We start from the raw sequence: 17,217 nt of genomic DNA, 5'->3' as shown, positions 1-17,217 counted from the left end.
AAGGGTGAAGTGCCTCAGCGCGAGGCCTGCGCCGGGGCAACAGAACGGATTCAGAGCCCGTAACGCAATTTCAGCGTATCGGGGTGCGGATTGAGATAAACCTGCTCGGCGAGATAGGGGTTGGGGTACTCGCGCAGGTAGTGACGGATCAGGGTGAGCGGCACCAGCAAGGGGAAGATGCCGGTGCGGTACTTGTCGATGGTATCGGCAAGCTCCTGCTTCTGGGCCGGGGTCAGCACCCGCTTGAAGTAGCCCTGCAGGTGCATCAGCACATTGGTGTGGCTGCGACGGTTGGCCCGCAGGGTCAGCGCGGTCATCAATCCCTTGATGTAGTTGTCGGCCACCTCCTGCAAATTGGTGGACTTGCCCAGATTGCCGAGCAGCTTGCCGAGGATGCGGTAGTGGGTGGTGGCATGGGAGAGCACCAGATACTTGTAACGGGAGTGGAAGCGGATCAGCGCAGAGGCGGTGATGCCGCGGGCGCAGAGCTGCTGCCAGTCGTGGTAGGCAAAGACCCGCAGCACGAAGTTCTCGCGCAGGATGGGGTCGCACAGGCGGCCATCCTCTTCCACCGGAAGCAGGGGGTTGGCCTCCATCAACGCCTTGGCAAAGAGGCCGATCCCCTCCTTGGCGCTCCCCTCGTTGTTGGCGCCATAGACCTTGACCCGCTCCATACCGCAGCTGGGTGATTTGGCACAGAGGATATAGCCGGAGATAAAGTCGAGCTGGCGTGCTTTCTGCTCGCTAAAGGCAATCAGCTTTTCGGTGACATCGAAGCTACCGTTGCTCGCCTCGGCACGGATCTCGCCGTTGCGCTTGACCAGCCGGATGGCGGCGCGAGGCGCCCCTAGACCAATGGCCATCTCGGGGCAGACGGGGTGATAGTCAAAGTGAGCGCCAAGATCCCGTTCGCAGAAGCTGGAGCGCTTGTGGCCCCCATCGAAACGTACCTCTTGTCCCAGCAGGCAGGCACTGATACCGACTTTAATCTTGTACATGATGACGCTCCTTGTATAAGCATTGATTCAGTTATAGCAGTTATACAAAAAAATGAAAGTTGTATAACTATTTGCGACTGATACGACACAAGGAGAAAAAAGGGATCACCGGAAAAAGAAAAAACCCATGGCAAACGCCATGGGTAAAAATCAAGACACTACGGACTACGGGAAGGGGGATTAGAAGCTGTACTTCACACCCAGGCTGGAGATGGAACCTTTTTGCAGATCCCAGTTGCGATAGGTGTAATCGGCAGTCAGCGCCCAGTTCTGGTTGAGCTTGTAGGCACCGCCCACCTTGAAGTCGTGCATATCGTCGGTCATGTTGGCGTAGCGGTAGGCCGTGGAGAGCTCGACATTGCCGATGTCGTAGCGCAGACCCACTTCACCGTACATGCTGCCGCTATCTTTGCGAGCAACAGCATCCCACCCTTTGTTAGCGATATCGCTGGCAAGTTCACGCTCCAGCATGTAGCCGGTCACACCGGTTTCACCGTAGAGGTTCAGACCTGTGCTGAGCGGGGTAAAGACACCGACACCAATGCTGGAGATCGACATGCTGTCGTTGCCGTTGCTGCGAGAGGTGTATTCAGTGCTGCCGCGACCATAGAAATTGGAGCCGAAGCTCTTGGAGAGATCCAGGCTCAGACCGCCAAAATCACGGGTTCCTTTGCTGTCATTGCTGAAGGTACCGCTGAGATAGTCGGATTTGGTGTGCGCCCAGGTGGCGGAACCCTTGGCGTAGCTGAAGGCATCCTGCGCCATGACGGAAGTAGAGGCAAACCCGGCCAGAACCAGAAGAGAGACAGTTGCTTTTTTCATGATGATAACTCCATGTGATTGGGCCCGTTGCTAGCGAGCTGGTATGGAGTCATTGTGCGATCAGGTTCCCGGCTTGCCGAGCTGCAAGCTGTTGCAGAACCATGTCAGATGTAAGCAGATATTGCAGGGGGTGTCAGCGGCAACAAGTTGCCGGCCCACACGGTTTGCATGGGCCGGAACAACGCCAAATCAGCGGAAGACCACCTCGTCAATTTCAACCCGCACCAGCGGCTGACCGGTCAATCCGGCAGGACGGGGGATCTCGAGTGCCAGTGACGGACGGGCTTGCCCCTTGCGCAGATAGGTTTCCGGCAGGCGGTTCTCGGCAACCCAGAAGCGGGCCTCCTGACGGCTCAGCTGCACCCCGTCAGCACTGAACAGGGTCACCATGCCACGCACCCCGACTACATTGCGGGTGCCGGTATTGCTCACCATAAAGGTCAGCACCAGCGGGTCAGATCCCGCGATCTTGTCCAGCTTGACCACCACACCGTCACGCGCCATCTGGGCAAGCAGTTCCGGATTGGCCTTGGCCTGATCGGTCAGCACCGGAGCAGCGACGGCCACCACGGCCCCAGCCTTCCCATCAGCAGCCACGCCCTGTACGGGCTCGGCCGGTTTGACCACCAGATACTCCCAGGTGAAGTCGTCGTTGAGCTGAACCTGCCGACCATCGGGCAGCGTCACCTGAGAAAGAGGGGCAGCCTGCGCCAGTACGGGGGAGAGGCACAGGGCAATCAGCAGACGGGAGAAGGGTTTCATTGGGCGAAGCTCGGTAACGGGTGAAAGGGCGACAGTATAAACAGTCCCGTCGCCCCTTGCCTATGACGGCACTCACGTTCTGGCACCAGCATCGCTTGCCCGCAGGCTAGATGGCGAGATCGTGCCGCTCTTTCTGTGCCATATCCAGGGTCACCAGATCGAACTTGCTCCCCTTGAGGGCGGACAAAATATCCGATTGCATATCAAAGGCCTGCGCACGCTGATGCTCGGGCAGACGCACCCGGGCCAGGGTGGTGGAGCAGTCGCACAGGGTATGGAAAAAGACCTGTGCCTCGTCCAGCCCCATGTCGGCCAGCATCTGCTCGGCTTGATCCACCATTCGCAGATAACGCTGCTCAAGCTGCCGTGGATTGGTGAAGCGATTGCTGAGGCAACCGTTGCTCCCCTTGCCCCAACGACCGAGCTGACGCTTGTTGAAGCCGTAACGATAATCGCGGCGCATCAATCCGTTGTCGGCAAAAAACCAGATTGAGTTGGCAGGCAGAGACCCGAACTGGGCAAGATAATCATCACGCTCTTCCACCGCTGCCGGAACCAGCAACGGCAGATGAGTCCATTCCGGACGAGTCTGCACATACTCACCAATGCGGCGAACCGGGTCGATCAGCCCTTCAATATTTGGCAGGCGATCGCAAAAGACGATCTCGTCACTCTTGATGACCCAGTGATCTATGCCATAACGCTGGCAATAACGGCGGGCTCGGGCCACTTCGCTTCGACTGCGGGTCGGATTATCGAGGGTAATTGCGTGGATTTTCACACCGGCAGCGCGGCACAGCTCGATGCTGTAGCAGGATTCCAACCGTCCCGAAAAAGAGACAACCAGCTCGTCAAAACTTGCCAGTCGCTCAATCAGCAGCTGTTCCCTGGCTTGAAAAGAGTGATCATATCCCTGATTCAGTACAACTACATTGGCACCCATTAAACAGCTCCGGATGATGAACAGGTGCAGTATTGTGCGGCAAACAAACTGAATAGACCCTTAAAGAGTCTGGTTAAAATTAAAACTTGATGATTATTTCCTGTGATTCTGCTGCTAAATCTTCATTTTGGGCGTCATAAATTCGTAATCTTGCTTGGTGTACCCGATGGGCTCGCAAGAAACCCTGCGCCTGATCCAGCGAGGTGAAGGTCAGGCGCCCTCCCTCGCTGTCGGTCAGGCAGAGGCACTCCCCTTCTGCCTCAACACAGAGCTGATAACCGCTGCCATCCTTGCAGGCGATGATCAGGGTCGCCTCGGGATAGTGACTGAGCCAATTGCGAAACCGGCCATGCTCCATAGTGCTCCTAGAGGGGCATCACCCCTTGCCGGTGGCGGGCAAACAGCCCAGCTCACCCAGTTGCTGGCGGCAACTCGCCGCGTCGGTAAAGACGATCCCCCTGATACCGAGGGCCTCGGCGGCCGCGATGTTGGCGGGACTGTCATCGATGAAGATGCACTCTGCCGGTTTCAGATCGAACGACACCAGCAGATAGCGGTAGATATCCGGCTCCGGCTTCATCATCCGCACCCGCGCCGAGACCACCTTGCCGCTGAAGAAGCGCCAGAAATCCTGATGCTGCTCCAACCAGTCGATGCTGGCATGACCCATGTTGGAGAGGGCATACAGGGTGTGCCCCGCCCCGTGCAGCTCGGCTATCAGGGTTAGCATAGCGGGATCTGGCTGCAGGGAGGCCGGAACGGCCTGTAAAATGGCCAGATTCTCCGCCATCGAGAGGCCAGTGCGCGCTTGCGCTTCCCGGGCCATGGTGTGGAGCGACATGGTGCCTCTGTCTACCTCCAGCCAATCCGGGTGGTTAAAGAGCTGCTCGGCCAACTGTTCGGCCCCTTGCGGACCACGCACCGAATGCACTATGCCTACCGGATCCCAGCTCACCACCACCCGTCCCAGATCGAAAATAATCGCCATCGTCTTTACCTCCCCCACTGGGTGTCAGTCATAAAAACAGAGTCAATAGAACATCATTCATACGCCATTTTCTTAACCGGATACCCTGCCCCCATCCCCGCCCGCGGGCAAGTTTTACTTGCATCAGACCGGCAAATCCCTTAATGGTTATGACGTTACTTCAAGGACACACCTATGCACGCACCATTCTTCTTTGCTTTCTCGTTTACCCGGCCCGCTTGAGGGAAGGCCTGTCGTCGTGTGAACAGAAAGCAAAGACGAATCGAGCCTCCCCTAGCGGAGGTTTTTTTTTGCATTAATATCAATCGATTACTTGGATAGGGAACAATCATGGCAACGCTCGACGAGATCAGACAAGACATCACCCGGTTGGATCAGGAGCTGCTTGCCCTGCTGGCGAAACGCAAGACCCTCAGCATCGAGGTCGCCCGTGCCAAGCAAGCCAACCCGCGCCCCATTCGTGACCACCAGCGGGAGCAGGAGCTGCTGGTCGCCCTGATCCAGAAAGGGCGCGTGCTTGGGTTGGATGCCCAGTACATCACTCGCATCTATCACACCATCATCGAAGACTCTGTGCTCTCCCAGCAGGCCTATCTGCAGAGCCTGCTCAACCCGGAGCAGCAGGAGCCGATGACCAGCGTCGCCTATCTGGGGCCGCGCGGTTCCTACTCCAGCCTGGCCGCCCGCAAATATCTGGCGCGCTACAAGGATCAGGTGATCGAGGTGAACTGCCAGAACTTCCGCGAAGTGCTGGACGCCGTGGAGTCAGGCCGCGCCGCCTTCGGTGTGCTGCCCATCGAGAACACCAGCTCGGGCTCCATCAACGAAGTCTATGACGTGATGCAGCACACCAGCCTCTCCATCGTCGGCGAGCTCACCTACCCCATCGAGCACTGCATCCTCACCGCCGTACCGACCGAGCTTGGCCGCATCAAGACCTTCTATGCCCACCCGCAGGTGTTCCAGCAGTGCTCCCACTATCTGAGCAAGCTGGAAGGGGCGCGTCACGAGATCTGCGACTCCTCCTCCAGCGCCATGATGAAGGTGAAAGAGCTGGCCAGCCCGGAGGCCGCCGCCATCGGCAGCGCCGCCGGTGGCGAACTGTATGGCTTGGACGTGCTGGCAGAGCAGCTCGCCAACCAGAAAGAGAACTACAGCCGCTTCATCGTGGTGGCGCGCAAACCCATCGACGTGGCACCGCAGATCCCGGCCAAGACCACCCTCATCATGTCCACCTCCCAGAAGCCGGGTTCGCTGGTCGAGGCGCTGCTGGTACTACGCAGCCACGAGATCAACATGACTAAGCTGGAGTCCCGTCCGGTGCAGGGCAACCCGTGGGAAGAGATGTTCTACCTCGATGTCTCCGCCAACCTGCAGACCCCGGCGATGCAGGCCGCACTGGTGGAACTGACCAAGATCACCCGCTATATCAAGGTGCTGGGCTGCTACCCGAGCGAGGATGTGAAACCTACCGCAGTGCCGCCGGTGCTGATGGGGAGCTAACCAGCCCACGACGACAAAAGGCGAGCACCCTGCTCGCCTTTTGTTTTGATGCCGGTTTTCACGGCAAGCCCATCAACTCAGAACTGACCGGCCATCAGCTGGTTGATGTTGTAGAGGGCACGGGTATCGAGCTCCATCTCGGTGGCATAGGTATTGCCGCGCGGATAGGAGGCAACCACCCGGGCACCACGCACCACACCGGCGACCGACACATCCAGCGAGTTGGAGGTCTGGGTCAGGTCACGATAGCTGCTCTGGCCGCGCACCTGCTGACCATTGAGCTGCTCGGCCAGCTCGCGATAAGCATCCATCTTGGAAGCGCGAATGGCTTGCAGCATCTTCTCCGACTGGGAGGGGCCAGGCTGGATGTCGATCACCGCATAGCCCACCGCCTTGAGCACCGGAAAATCATCGGGCTTGCCACCCTGGGTGTAATCCACCACCCGGTTGTAGCTGCAACCGGCGAGCAAGAGTGCCAACAGGCAACCAAACAGAATCTTCATGACTCGCTCCTCACGGGGTCAGGTTGACCAGATGACCGCCCGGCCGGGCCTGACTGTCACGCATCAGATAACCGCGATTGATCGATGCCCGACCAAACGAATTGTTGGCACCGAACAGATATTTTTGCGGGATCAGGCTCTGGGCCGTGGTCTCCACCATCTTGGTGCGCATGTCGATAACGCGGGCGTTGACCAGGATCCCCTTGCTATTGCGGCTGAAGGTGCCGACCAGAATGCGGGAGATCGGCAAACGGGAAGAGAGCTCCTTGTAGTTGCGGCTCAGCACGAAGTCCCCCTGCGGCGTCACCTTGATACTGCCGGTCAGCTTGAAGTCCACCACCACCTCGCCGCGGCGGTTGAGCTCGTAGATAAAGCTCTCCTCAATCTGCTGCCCCATCCAGTTGGTATCCTGCAGGGTGTCGAGATCAACGAAAGAGGCCACCGCGATGGGCTCGGTCAGGGTGGTCAGCGATTTGCGCTCCATCAGCTGATCGGTCATGCGCGCCACCAGCCAGTTGAGTTCCATCCCCTGCGCCGCCTGGCGGGGGTCACCCTGATCCCGATTGATAGGGTCGGAGCCACACCCGGTCAATGCCAGGGCAAGCGCCAACGCCGTGATGAGTTTGTTCATGGATACCTTTCCTGTATCTGCACCTGACTTATTATCGGACGCGCCGGACAAAGCTTGAGCCGGGAATGAGGCATGATTCTTGCTTTTTAATGGTCATCGTCAGCGCCAACGTGCGCTGCCACTTGGAACGTGTTGTGATCCATGTCGGCCAGCAGATGCCATTTCCTCAAAATGGCTCGGCTGCCCGCCAACTCAAGGTATCTGCTATGAAATTACCGCTGCTGTTGACCCTGCTGCTGGCCAGCCTGAGCGCCCGCGCCGAGCTTATCGAAGCGCAGGGCAGCGCCGCCATTCTGGGGGGCGATGAGGTCTATGCCCGCGAGCAGGCGACCCGCGACGCCCTGCGTCAGGCGCTGCTGGCCAGCGGCGCGGCCGTTTCCAGCGTCCAGCGTCTGGAAAATGGCAGCCTGCGATCCGAGCAGATCCAGATCCGCTCCGGCGGCGACATTCGCCAGTATCGGCTCAAGCGGGAAGAGGTGCGCAACGGCCGCATGTATATCACGCTAGTGGCCGACATTCAGGCCGAGCGCCAGATCTGCCAGACCCAGCACTTCGCCAAGGATTTGACACTGGTGAGGCTGCGGATGCGCTATCCAGATCAAGCAAGCTATGGCGCCATGGACGACATGCCTGAGAACCTCTCGCGACGACTGTTCGAAACCCTCGCCAACGCGCCGCAAGGGGTCGCGGTGCGCCAGTGGCTGGATGAAAACCTGCGCATCGACCCGCTGCATCTGCAACAGGGGGATCGCAGTGCCCTCGAAGAGATCAAGGCGCTCAGCCTGCGTACCGACAGCCAGTATCTGGTGCTCGGCAGCATCGACGATCTCTCCATCGAGCCGCAGGGCAACCAGCTGACCAGCTGGTATGAGGATCCCGTACGCAACTTTCGCATGCAGCTCTACCTGTTTGACGGCATCAACGGCAGCCTGGTCAACCGCAAGGTCTACGAAGGGCGCGCCACCTGGACCTTTGGCAAGCGGGAGCAAGTGGGCAGCAGCAGCGGCCAGTTCTGGCAGTCAAGCTATGGCCAGGAGGTCAACTACCAGTTGCAGCAGGCGGCTCAGGATCTGGTAGCCCAACTCACCTGCGCCCCGGTCACCGCCCGGGTAGTCGGCCAGAACGAACGCGGCCCCTACATCAATCTGGGGCGGCGCAACGGCGTCAAACTCGGCGATCAGTTCCGCATCCAGCACAACGCCGACTTCATCGACCCATACGGCAAATCGCGCATGATGCGCAACCCGGCCGACGGACTCTTCGAAGTGGTGCAGGTGTTCGACGATGGCGCCATCATCAGCAGCCAGAACAAATATTCGCCGTTTAACATCCAGAACGGGGATTTGGCAGTATTGGAATAAGAATCAAGGGTTTAAAAGGGAGTTGCTTCTTGTATAATGCCCGCCACACAGCTCCCGTAGCTCAGCAGGATAGAGCGGTCCCCTCCTAAGGGACAGGCCACTGGTTCGACTCCAGTCGGGAGCGCCATACAAAACAAGGGGTTAGCATCTTCATGGTGCTAGCCCCTTGGTCGTTTTTGGCGACAATGAATCCGACCATCCAACCGTAATGACCCTCTCCTTTCTGCGTTCAGAGCATGCACGCTCTCTGATAGACTGCTTCTCTTTGGCTTGTCTTTGAGGGCCAAGCCCTGCTTCATCTTGCAAAGGAGTGTTGGATGTCCGGATGTTCCTGGTGGGATAGATCCACCGGTTTTGCCTTGCTGACCATTGTGCTGTGGGCTTCACTGGCGGCGCTGACGTCACGGGTCACCAGCGTGTCACCACTGGTGCTGGTCGGGCTGGTGCTGTTTTTCTGCGGGGTCGGGGCCTTGCCGTTCTGGCGCCAGTGGCGCGCTCGTCCTATTACCTGGCTGGTGACGGTTACGGCATTGCTGCTCTACCATCTGCTGCTCTTTATGAGCTTTCGCCACGCCCCCGTGCTGGAGGCAAACCTCATCAACTACCTCTGGCCGCTCTGCATCATTCTGTTCACCCCGCTGTTGTTGCCCGGCCATCCGCTCCATGCCCGTCATCTGCTGGCTGGCGCCTTTGGTCTGGCGGGCTCCATGCTGGTGATGGTCAATGGCGAGCTGCAACTGCAACAGACCTATCTGCCGGGATACCTGTTGGCGCTCGGTGCAGCTGTCGTCTGGGGGGCCTATTCGGTGCTGTCACGCCGTCTGCCACCGGCACCTGCCGTGGTCACTGCGGCAGCCTGCCTGCCCGCTGGTTTGCTGGCTCTGCTGCTCGCCCGTCTGCTGGAGGGGCCCCTGCCGCTCGCGCAGATCCCCACCAGTGACTGGTGGCTGATCATCGGGCTGGCGCTGGGCCCCATGGGGGCGGCCTTTGTGACCTGGTATCTGGCACTGCGAGACGGCGATCCACGCCGAATCGGTGCCCTTGCCTACCTGACACCGCTGCTGAGTACCTTGCTGCTGGTGTTGCTCAATGGAGAAACGCTGACTTCGCGCCATCTGCTGGCCGGTGCACTTATCATGGGAGGCGCCCTGCTCGGTATGCTGGGCCAACGCAACAGAGCACTGGCATCCCCAGCCAGTTAAGTCGGTAAAATAGGGCTACCTGACCATGCTGTCATAAAAACGCCATCATCCCTGTTTAGGCTCGGGCCACGCTCCCCCATGGTCTGTGCTGACAGGAATTACCCCGTGAAAATCGCCCATTACGCCACCCTATCCTCCCTTGTTTTGTTACTGGTTGCGGGAGGACAGGCGCTGGCCCTCTACCACGGCTGGCAGCAGCTTGCCCATACCAATCAGGCCCAGCATCAGCACGAGACGCTGCAACAACTGGTGACAGTGACCCTGCAAAACAGTCTGCGTGACTATCTCAACAGCGGCGATCCACAGCAACTGACCGCGGCGGAGAAGATCCGCCAGCAAGCGCTCTCCTCGCTGGCCGCTCAAGATGATGCCGTGGCTGCCCCGCTCAGACAGCAACTCGAACAGATGGCGCAGCGCATCGCGCACGACTATCAGGCCGCAGGCAAGCTCTCGGGCAACAGCCAGCTGCTGCTACAAAATGCCGAGAGTGAGCTGGGCAGCCAGGCCATGGCGCTGATCCGCTATGGGGAGCAAGGTGCCAGCACAGAACAATCTGCCGCGGCACAGCAATATCGCAGCGGTGCGGCCGAGATCCTGGCGGGCCTGCCGCGCCTCGCCCATTTGCGCCAAAGCTATATGGAGCAGGGCAATGAAAAGCTGCTCGAAGGGATCCGCTTTGAGCTGGAGGCACTGCAAAAACAGGCGCAAGCGCTGCAAGCCTTGCCGCTGCTCGGCCTGTATGAAGAGGCTCCCGCCGATGAGTTCACGCTGGGGGAGCCGGTACGCAAGGAGCTGGGAGATCAACCGCGCAGCGAATTACGTTCGCTGCTGGGCCGCTATCCGCAGGAGCTGGCCAACAGCCGCACGGCGCTACAACAGCAACAGGCTGGCCGCCAGACCGTGCAGCAAGACATCATGGCCATGTTGCAAGCGACCAGACAGATGGGGGAACAACTTGCCCGCGAACGGCAAGCCGTCAATCAGGAGCTGGCCACCATCCTCGGCACGCTAGCGCTCTGTCTGGTGATAGTCGCCCTGCTGTTTGCGCTGGTGCAACGACGCTGGCTACTCACCCCCTTGTTGCGACTGCGCGGAGCCTTTCTGCAACTCGATCAGACGGGGCAGGCCGAGCCGTTGCCTACCGGGCGCGATCACAACGAGCTGGCCGATATTGTTGCCAGCTACAATCGGCTGATCGGCCGTCTGCAACTGGACCAACAACAAAAAGAGGGGCAGCTGTCAGCGGTATCCCTCAGCCTGCAAGGGATGGTCAGTCAGGTTGACGAGATCCACCACAGCACCCGCACCACCGAACAGGTGGTCGACGAGAGCGGCCAGATGATGGATGAGCTGAACCAGCTGGCCGGAGAGGTCCATCAGGTCGCCGCCGACATCGCCCAGCATGCCCACCATAACGAACAGGCGATGAGCCAGAGCGAAGATCTGGTGGGGAGCATGCTGCACGCCACTCATCAGACCGGACTGGCGATTGACGAGAGCGATGAGGCGCTGCAAGCCCTCACCCGCTCGGTTGCCGATGTGACGGCCATTGTCGATGTGATCGGTCATATCGCTCAGCAAACCAACTTGCTGGCCCTCAACGCCGCCATCGAAGCGGCCCGCGCAGGGGAACAGGGACGCGGCTTTGCGGTGGTCGCCGATGAGGTGCGCCATCTCTCGGCCAATACCCAGCAATCCCTCAACCAGATCACCGATATTCTGGGGCGCCTGACCCAATCCGGCGAACAACTTGGCACTGTACTGAACCGGATCACCAGCGAATCAAGCCGCCAGCGGGCGCAGGCGGAACAACTGCGCCAGACAACCCAGGCGGTGAGGGAGATCGCCCGCAACACCGCAGTGATCGCCCTGCAGGGCGCCGACAACGCCAAAAGTCAGGAGCACAAGCTGGCCAGTTTTGCCGATCTGATCGCCCGTATCCATCAGCATGCCCGTCAGGTGAGTCAGCTCTCGGTGCAGGTCTCCTCCCATATCCACCATCAGGCGCAGCAGATCCCCCGCATCCTCGGCCAGCAAGGCTGAACCCTATTCGCCCCGCATCCTCACCAGAGCACTTTCCCTCAATGAGAGGGAAAGTTTTTTTGTAGCACAAAATTATCTGTTATCGGCAGGTTAACTGACACCTCTTCCCCTGTACCGGATGAAAACCCGTACTGGAGCTGGCCGCAGCCTCAAGAAAACGCTCTCATCACCGTGATACCTGCCATGAGGCTGTTTACGACCTTGCCCATGATTATTTGCACTCGGTCATACTTTTGAAACGTTGAGGGAACTTTTCATTGATATTTCGCACCGCGAACGTACTCTTGGGGTTGTCCGATAGCCAAGAATCGGAACATAAAAAAACAACATGTGATGATCAGGACTGCCAACTACAGATGTGCCAAGACATCCGGGTTTGCAGGTAGCCAAGACAAGATTTTTTGCCCTTCGGGGTTTTGATTGCAATGCCAATACCGAGCGGTAGGCCCGATGCCAACTGCCGGAAAAAAAAGCTAAGTCCATAAAATCAGGAGCAATAAAAATGGAAAAAGTGATCTTCAAGCGCGCCGCTTTGAGTGCCGCTGTGGTAGCCGCTCTGGTCGCCCCCGGTATGGCGTTGGCAGCTCAGGATATGATGAGCCCGGAATACGGCCAGTCCTATGAAACCTTCGTTAAAGACTCCAAACTGACCGGCGGTCTGTTCTACTTCCAGCGTGATCGTCAGCGCATCGATGGTGACCCGACTGCAGCCAAGAAAGAAGGCAAATACCAGTCCAACCTGAGCCATTCCACCGTTCAAGCCGCTCTCAACTTCAACTCCGGTTATGCCTGGGACACCGTAGGTCTGGATCTGGGCGGCTTCGGTGCCTATGACCTGGCCGTTACCGAAAATCACCCGGTCAACCAGGAAAACGAATTCTCCTTCGCTGGCCGTTCTTGGGGCAACAACGCCAAAGATGGCTCCCCTGAAGGTGGTTTCAGCCTCTCCAACGCAGCGATGAAGCTGAAATTCCTGGACGGCGGCATCACTGCCAAGGGTGGTTATACCCAGCTGTATGTCCCTGGCCAAATCGGTGTTAACTGGTCTTATCAGCCGGGTACCTATCGTGGTGGTCAAGTTGAAGGTAACTTCGGTGGCCTCTACCTGACCTACGCCATCGCTGACGAGTACAAGGCCCCCTGGTACAAAGAGACTCAGGTCTTCTCCCGTGCCAAAGCGTGGATGGATCCGTTCGCTGATGAAAACGTCATCGACTACATCCACGGTATTGCAGCCCGTTACACCTTCGAAAATGGCACTGCAGTGACCGGTTCTTTCGGTCAGTCCGAAGGCTACATGGACAGCTACCACTTCAAACTGGCTCACAAGTTTGACGTACTGGGCGGCCTCTCCACCAGCTACCAGTTCTACGGTTCCGAGACCGAGACCTACACCAAGGGCGCTTCCCAGATCGAGACTTATGACGGTCTGGCATGGCAACAAGCTCTGACAGCTGCCTGGGGCATGGGCCCGTACGGCTTCCGTCTGGAAGGTCTGTGGACCAAGGCTGAAGGTGCGGAAGGCAACTACCTGCCCCGTCTGACCCGTGGCTACGCCAACTCCCAGGGTGCCAACGAAATTTGGTGGGACTCCCGCTCTGACTGGAACGCCAACAACGAGAAAGCGCTGTTCTTCGGCGTGACCCGTTCTCTGGATGACCTGGTTGGTGCGCCTGGCTGGTCCGTCGGTGTATCCGGTGCTTACGGTTGGGATATCGAAACCGGTCAAGGCAAGAAAGCAGCCAACGGTGAAGATACCGAATGGGCAGCCAACTTCGATGTCACCTATACCGTGCAGGATGGCAAGCTGAAAGGCACCCTGTTCAAACTGCACTACACCGACTACAACAACGACATCAGCCAGGGCGGCGGTTGGACCGATTACCCCAACATCTTCGCCTCCGAGCACGACGTCAAGTTCCACATCATCATGCCGCTTACCTTCATGTAATCAGGCAATACGATGTCAGCAAACCGGGCCACTTGGCCCGGTTTTCTTTTTGCCGGTTGGCAGGCTAACATGCGAGCCGGATAAGGATTTTACCCGCTCACTAGCCCGCACGCTTTTGTCAGCAGTCACAAGGACGCCATCATGCCCCGTTTTGTTCTGATCACCGGTTGTTCCAGCGGTATTGGCCTCGCCGCCGCACAGGCGCTCGGGCAGCACGGTTTTACCGTGATCGCCTCGGCGCGCAAGGCGGAAGATGTGGCCCGTCTGCAGCAACAGGGATTGCTGGCAGTACAGCTGGATCTGGCGGACCCTGCCTCCATCGAGCTGGGTGCCAGTGCGGCGCTCCATCTGGCGGGCGGACGCCTCTATGGCCTGTTCAACAATGGCGCTTATGGCCAACCCGGGGCGCTGGAAGATCTGCCTACCGAAGCGCTCAGGGAGCAGTTCAATACCAACCTGTTTGGCTGGCACCATCTGATCCGTCAGGTGCTGCCGCCGATGCTGGAGGCCAAAGAGGGTCGGATAGTGCAGAACAGCTCGGTACTGGGGCTGGTTGCCATGAAGTATCGCGGCGCCTATAACGCCAGCAAATTTGCACTGGAAGGTTATAGCGACACTCTGCGCCTCGAACTGGCGGGTAGCGGGGTATATATCAGCCTGATTGAACCGGGCCCCATCGATACCCGTTTTCGTGCCAATGCGCGCAGCGCCTTCTTGCGCCACATCGACCCGGCCCAGAGCCGTCATCAATCGGCCTACCGCCAGACCCTGACGCGGCTGGAAAAAGAGGGGGCCACCAGCGGCTTTACCCTCCCAAGCGAAGCCTGCATCCCGCCGCTGCTCCATGCGCTGACCCACGCCCATCCCAAGGCACGCTATCCGGTGACCACTCCGACCCGGCTGTTTGCCTTCTTGCGACGGGTATTGCCCACTCGCTGGCTCGATAAACTGCTGGCAAAATCAGCCTGATCCCGTGATTGGCGACCAAGTACCCGGTCGCCCAGGTGGCGTTAGCCGGGTAGCGGCGTCACCTGTCCCGCCAACCTGGTTTGTCCCTCTCCTCAATAGTGCTCGCCATTGCTGTAGTAGGCGCTCTTGACCAGAGGGATCACCTGCACCACCACATAGGTCTGCTCCCCCAGCACCCGTTTCAAATGGCGCGTGATAAGGCGTGCGGCGGCGTCCTGCATCTCCTGCGGCCGTTCGAACCAGTGCAACTCGACAAACGGAAATCCCGCCTCTGGCTCGCCGTTGCGTATCCAGCAGCTATCAATCCGCTCCATGGTGACAAACTCCGGCTTGCCGCCGGTCAGCTCGCAAAGCTCGGCCAGCAGCGGGCCGCTCACCTGTTGCAGGGTCTCGAGCGCCACGGCGCGAAAACGAAGATGGGGCATGGCAAACCTCTTGGTTATCTGAAATGAGGACTTATCATAGGAGTTATTGTCAGCAAGAGAAGTCACCCGGCGCATATTAAGGATCCCCATGAGATTTCATCGCACCCTCTTTGCCTTCCTGCTCTGCCTGCTGCTACCGCTGCACGCCTTTGCCGATCCTGCATTCTATCGGGTGAGCAAGGGCAACCAGCAACACTGGCTGCTGGGCTCCATCCATGCGGGCAAGCCAGCCCTCTATCCTCTGCCCGAGCCGGTGGAGCGTGCCTGGCTGCAGAGTCGCGCACTGGTGATGGAGGTGGACATGAACAGCATCACGCCGGATCAGTGGCAACAGACCGGCTCCCTCACCCGACTGGTGGATGGCAAGCCGCTCAAGGATCATCTGCCTGCCGAGCTCTATCAACGCACCCTGATGGCGGGCGCCCGCTATGGCATCGACGAGGCGACCCTCGCCACCCTGCGCCCCTGGTTTGCCGCCATTACCCTGACCCAGGCCGCCATGGCCCGCTCCGACTTCAAGAGTGAACTCGGGATAGACCAGCACTTTGCCACCCGGGCCGCCAAAGAGAGCAAACCGGTGGTGGGCTTTGAGACCCTGCTGGAGCAACTCGGTTATCTGGCCAGCGTGGGTGACAACCAGACCCTGATGCTCGCCAGCACCCTGGATGAGCTGCCGATGCTGGAGACAGGTTTCGCCGCCGTGATGAAGGCGTGGCAGCAGGGGGATGAGGCGACGCTGATCAATCTGCTCAAGGAGGAGATGGCCCCGCCCGCGCTACAAAGCTGGATGGAGCAGACCCTGCTGGCCGAGCGCAACCATAACTGGCTGAAGAAATGGTCCACCCTGTCCAACGAGAGCTTTATCGTGGTAGGCGCCCTGCACCTTTACGGCGAACAGGGGTTGCTGGCGTTGCTGGAGCAGCAGGGGTGGCGCATTACCCCGCTCACCACACCGGGCCCTGTGCAGGCTCGGCAGCAAGGAGTCCAGTGAGAACGATCACAGATTGCGCTGGTTATTAAACAACCTGCAAGGGAGTTGATCGGGATCATCCCGGACGGGGCAAAGAGGTATTTATCATGCCTGTCATCAACCGGGTGACAGGAGCAATAAAATGGACTTTTGGCTGGACCTGATGTTTGGCAACAGCGTGGGATTGATGTCGATGCTGGTGATTATCGGCACCTTCTTGCTCATCAGCTCTTACGCGGCCTACTTCATCTACAAGGTGATGCACTCGCAACCACCTCATTCACAGCAACCCCATTCTCAACAGCCCAAAGAGGGAAAATAATCCTCTGACCACAGGCGGCAGCTCACACTGACCGCCTGTGCTGTTTTATGGTTCGCGACTGTGATTCCCGGGCCAGGATGCACCAGTGTCCATGCTGGGTGCCCCTTATCCACTCCCCCTTTCCCCGTTTTCTGTGCCGGTTGCGGCCGTTATAATGGCCCCACTTTTTCTTATGGGGAGCCTGCCGTGTCTCATAACGACGAACTCTCGCTATTCATGAATGAAGTGGCCGACGTGCGGCCCATTCGCAGCGACAACATCCATCCCCATGCGGCCAAATCCGCCCCGACCGAGGCGCAGCTCGCTCGCCGTCAGGCTGCCACCGCGCAGCAACTCGCCCTCGACCAACTCACCATGGAGGCCATCGAGATGCGCGATCCGCACGAAATCGTCGGCTTCAAGCGCGATGGGGTGCAGGAGGGGGTCTACAAGAAGCTGCGGCTCGGCAAATACGAGCTGCAGGCCAGCCTGGACTTGCACCAGAAAACCCTCAACGAAGCGCGCCAGACGCTAGTGCAGTTCATTGCGGATTGTGAAGTCCGGGATATCCGCTGTCTGCTGATCCTGCACGGCAAGGGGGAGCGCAGCACCCCGCGTGCCCTGCTGAAAAGTTATGTGAGCGCCTGGTTGCCGCAACTGCCCGCCGTCATGGCGATCCACAGTGCCGAGCGTCGCCACGGCGGCAGCGGTGCTCTATACGTGCTGCTGCGTAAAAGCGAACGCAAAAAAGCGGAAAACCGCGAACGGCACCAGAAGCGGCTCGGCTAATCCGCCTCTAACTACCACACCTTTGGCCCGCCTGCATGATGGTGGTCAACTATACA

18 protein-coding genes, 1 tRNA gene and 1 other annotated feature are annotated in these 17,217 nt (G+C 59.0%); of the genes, 10 read left to right on the top strand and 9 right to left on the bottom strand.

What is annotated here, in order from left to right; translation table 11 throughout:
- Positions 1–50: 50 nt before the first annotated feature.
- The 6 genes from I6L47_RS19165 to I6L47_RS19140 form a co-directional block, all read right to left on the bottom strand.
- Entirely contained in the window at positions 51–998 is a 948-nt protein-coding gene (locus I6L47_RS19165) for a DUF523 and DUF1722 domain-containing protein (protein WP_005338692.1), read from the bottom strand.
- Between the two features lie 180 nt (positions 999–1,178).
- Positions 1,179–1,820, bottom strand: coding sequence for an autotransporter (locus I6L47_RS19160; protein WP_042080712.1), 642 nt, complete (start codon positions 1,818–1,820; stop codon positions 1,179–1,181).
- 189 nt (positions 1,821–2,009) lie between these two features.
- Positions 2,010–2,582, bottom strand: a complete 573-nt coding sequence (locus I6L47_RS19155; RefSeq protein WP_216948116.1) for a DUF3157 family protein — start codon at positions 2,580–2,582, stop codon at positions 2,010–2,012.
- Between the two features lie 106 nt (positions 2,583–2,688).
- Positions 2,689–3,525: a hypothetical protein gene (locus I6L47_RS19150; protein ID WP_042080710.1), complete on the bottom strand. Its 837-nt coding sequence runs from the start codon at positions 3,523–3,525 to the stop codon at positions 2,689–2,691.
- 79 nt (positions 3,526–3,604) lie between these two features.
- On the bottom strand, positions 3,605–3,883 hold the full coding sequence (locus I6L47_RS19145; protein ID WP_005338699.1) for a DUF6482 family protein: 279 nt from the start codon (positions 3,881–3,883) through the stop codon (positions 3,605–3,607).
- Between the two features lie 18 nt (positions 3,884–3,901).
- Positions 3,902–4,513, bottom strand: coding sequence for an HAD family phosphatase (locus I6L47_RS19140; protein ID WP_216948115.1), 612 nt, complete (start codon positions 4,511–4,513; stop codon positions 3,902–3,904).
- Positions 4,514–4,683: 170 nt separating this feature from the next.
- Positions 4,684–4,805, top strand: a sequence feature (Phe leader region).
- A 38-nt stretch (positions 4,806–4,843) separates the two neighbouring features.
- Here I6L47_RS19140 and pheA point away from each other — a divergent pair.
- Positions 4,844–6,016 (top strand): prephenate dehydratase, encoded by a 1,173-nt coding sequence (pheA, locus tag I6L47_RS19135; RefSeq protein ID WP_005338715.1) that lies wholly within the window; start codon positions 4,844–4,846, stop codon positions 6,014–6,016.
- Positions 6,017–6,093: 77 nt separating this feature from the next.
- Here the strand turns inward: pheA and I6L47_RS19130 are convergent, their stop codons facing one another.
- Positions 6,094–6,519 carry an LPP20 family lipoprotein gene (locus I6L47_RS19130; protein ID WP_033135929.1) on the bottom strand — a complete coding sequence of 142 codons (426 nt, stop codon included), beginning with the start codon at positions 6,517–6,519 and terminating at the stop codon, positions 6,094–6,096.
- A gap of 10 nt (positions 6,520–6,529) precedes the next feature.
- Positions 6,530–7,150 (bottom strand): FlgO family outer membrane protein, encoded by a 621-nt coding sequence (locus I6L47_RS19125; protein WP_005338718.1) that lies wholly within the window; start codon positions 7,148–7,150, stop codon positions 6,530–6,532.
- A gap of 206 nt (positions 7,151–7,356) precedes the next feature.
- Between I6L47_RS19125 and I6L47_RS19120 the strand changes: the two genes are divergently transcribed.
- The 6 genes from I6L47_RS19120 to I6L47_RS19095 all read left to right on the top strand — a co-directional run bounded on the left by I6L47_RS19120 (position 7,357) and on the right by I6L47_RS19095 (position 14,676).
- The gene (locus I6L47_RS19120) at positions 7,357–8,511 is read left to right on the top strand and encodes a flagellar assembly protein FlgT (protein ID WP_019446850.1); all 1,155 of its coding nucleotides are present in this window, start codon (positions 7,357–7,359) and stop codon (positions 8,509–8,511) included.
- Positions 8,512–8,561: 50 nt separating this feature from the next.
- A tRNA-Arg gene (locus tag I6L47_RS19115) sits at positions 8,562–8,638 on the top strand.
- A 190-nt stretch (positions 8,639–8,828) separates the two neighbouring features.
- The gene (locus I6L47_RS19110) at positions 8,829–9,713 is read left to right on the top strand and encodes a DMT family transporter (protein ID WP_216948114.1); all 885 of its coding nucleotides are present in this window, start codon (positions 8,829–8,831) and stop codon (positions 9,711–9,713) included.
- Positions 9,714–9,818: 105 nt separating this feature from the next.
- On the top strand, positions 9,819–11,756 hold the full coding sequence (locus I6L47_RS19105; protein WP_216948113.1) for a methyl-accepting chemotaxis protein: 1,938 nt from the start codon (positions 9,819–9,821) through the stop codon (positions 11,754–11,756).
- A gap of 502 nt (positions 11,757–12,258) precedes the next feature.
- Positions 12,259–13,707 carry an OprD family outer membrane porin gene (locus I6L47_RS19100; RefSeq protein WP_005338723.1) on the top strand — a complete coding sequence of 483 codons (1,449 nt, stop codon included), beginning with the start codon at positions 12,259–12,261 and terminating at the stop codon, positions 13,705–13,707.
- Positions 13,708–13,848: 141 nt separating this feature from the next.
- Positions 13,849–14,676 carry an SDR family oxidoreductase gene (locus I6L47_RS19095; RefSeq protein WP_005338730.1) on the top strand — a complete coding sequence of 276 codons (828 nt, stop codon included), beginning with the start codon at positions 13,849–13,851 and terminating at the stop codon, positions 14,674–14,676.
- Positions 14,677–14,768: 92 nt separating this feature from the next.
- Here the strand turns inward: I6L47_RS19095 and I6L47_RS19090 are convergent, their stop codons facing one another.
- A complete protein-coding gene (locus I6L47_RS19090; RefSeq protein ID WP_129504603.1) occupies positions 14,769–15,101 on the bottom strand; it encodes a DUF1904 family protein in 333 nt (110 codons plus the stop codon).
- Positions 15,102–15,189: 88 nt separating this feature from the next.
- Here I6L47_RS19090 and I6L47_RS19085 point away from each other — a divergent pair, with 88 nt between their 5' ends.
- The 3 genes from I6L47_RS19085 to smrA all read left to right on the top strand — a co-directional run bounded on the left by I6L47_RS19085 (position 15,190) and on the right by smrA (position 17,161).
- A complete protein-coding gene (locus I6L47_RS19085) occupies positions 15,190–16,092 on the top strand; it encodes a TraB/GumN family protein (protein WP_216948112.1) in 903 nt (300 codons plus the stop codon).
- 121 nt (positions 16,093–16,213) lie between these two features.
- Positions 16,214–16,393 (top strand): DUF3149 domain-containing protein, encoded by a 180-nt coding sequence (locus tag I6L47_RS19080; protein ID WP_005338733.1) that lies wholly within the window; start codon positions 16,214–16,216, stop codon positions 16,391–16,393.
- A gap of 186 nt (positions 16,394–16,579) precedes the next feature.
- A complete protein-coding gene (smrA, locus tag I6L47_RS19075) occupies positions 16,580–17,161 on the top strand; it encodes a DNA endonuclease SmrA (protein WP_216948111.1) in 582 nt (193 codons plus the stop codon).
- The last annotated feature ends 56 nt before the right edge of the window (positions 17,162–17,217 follow it).

The sequence above is a fragment of the Aeromonas sp. FDAARGOS 1417 genome, from assembly GCF_019046985.1.
Classification (GTDB): Bacteria; Pseudomonadota; Gammaproteobacteria; order Enterobacterales; family Aeromonadaceae; genus Aeromonas; species Aeromonas veronii.
Note: the sequence above shows the minus strand (reverse complement) of the source record. Positions and strands in the feature narration are given on the sequence as shown.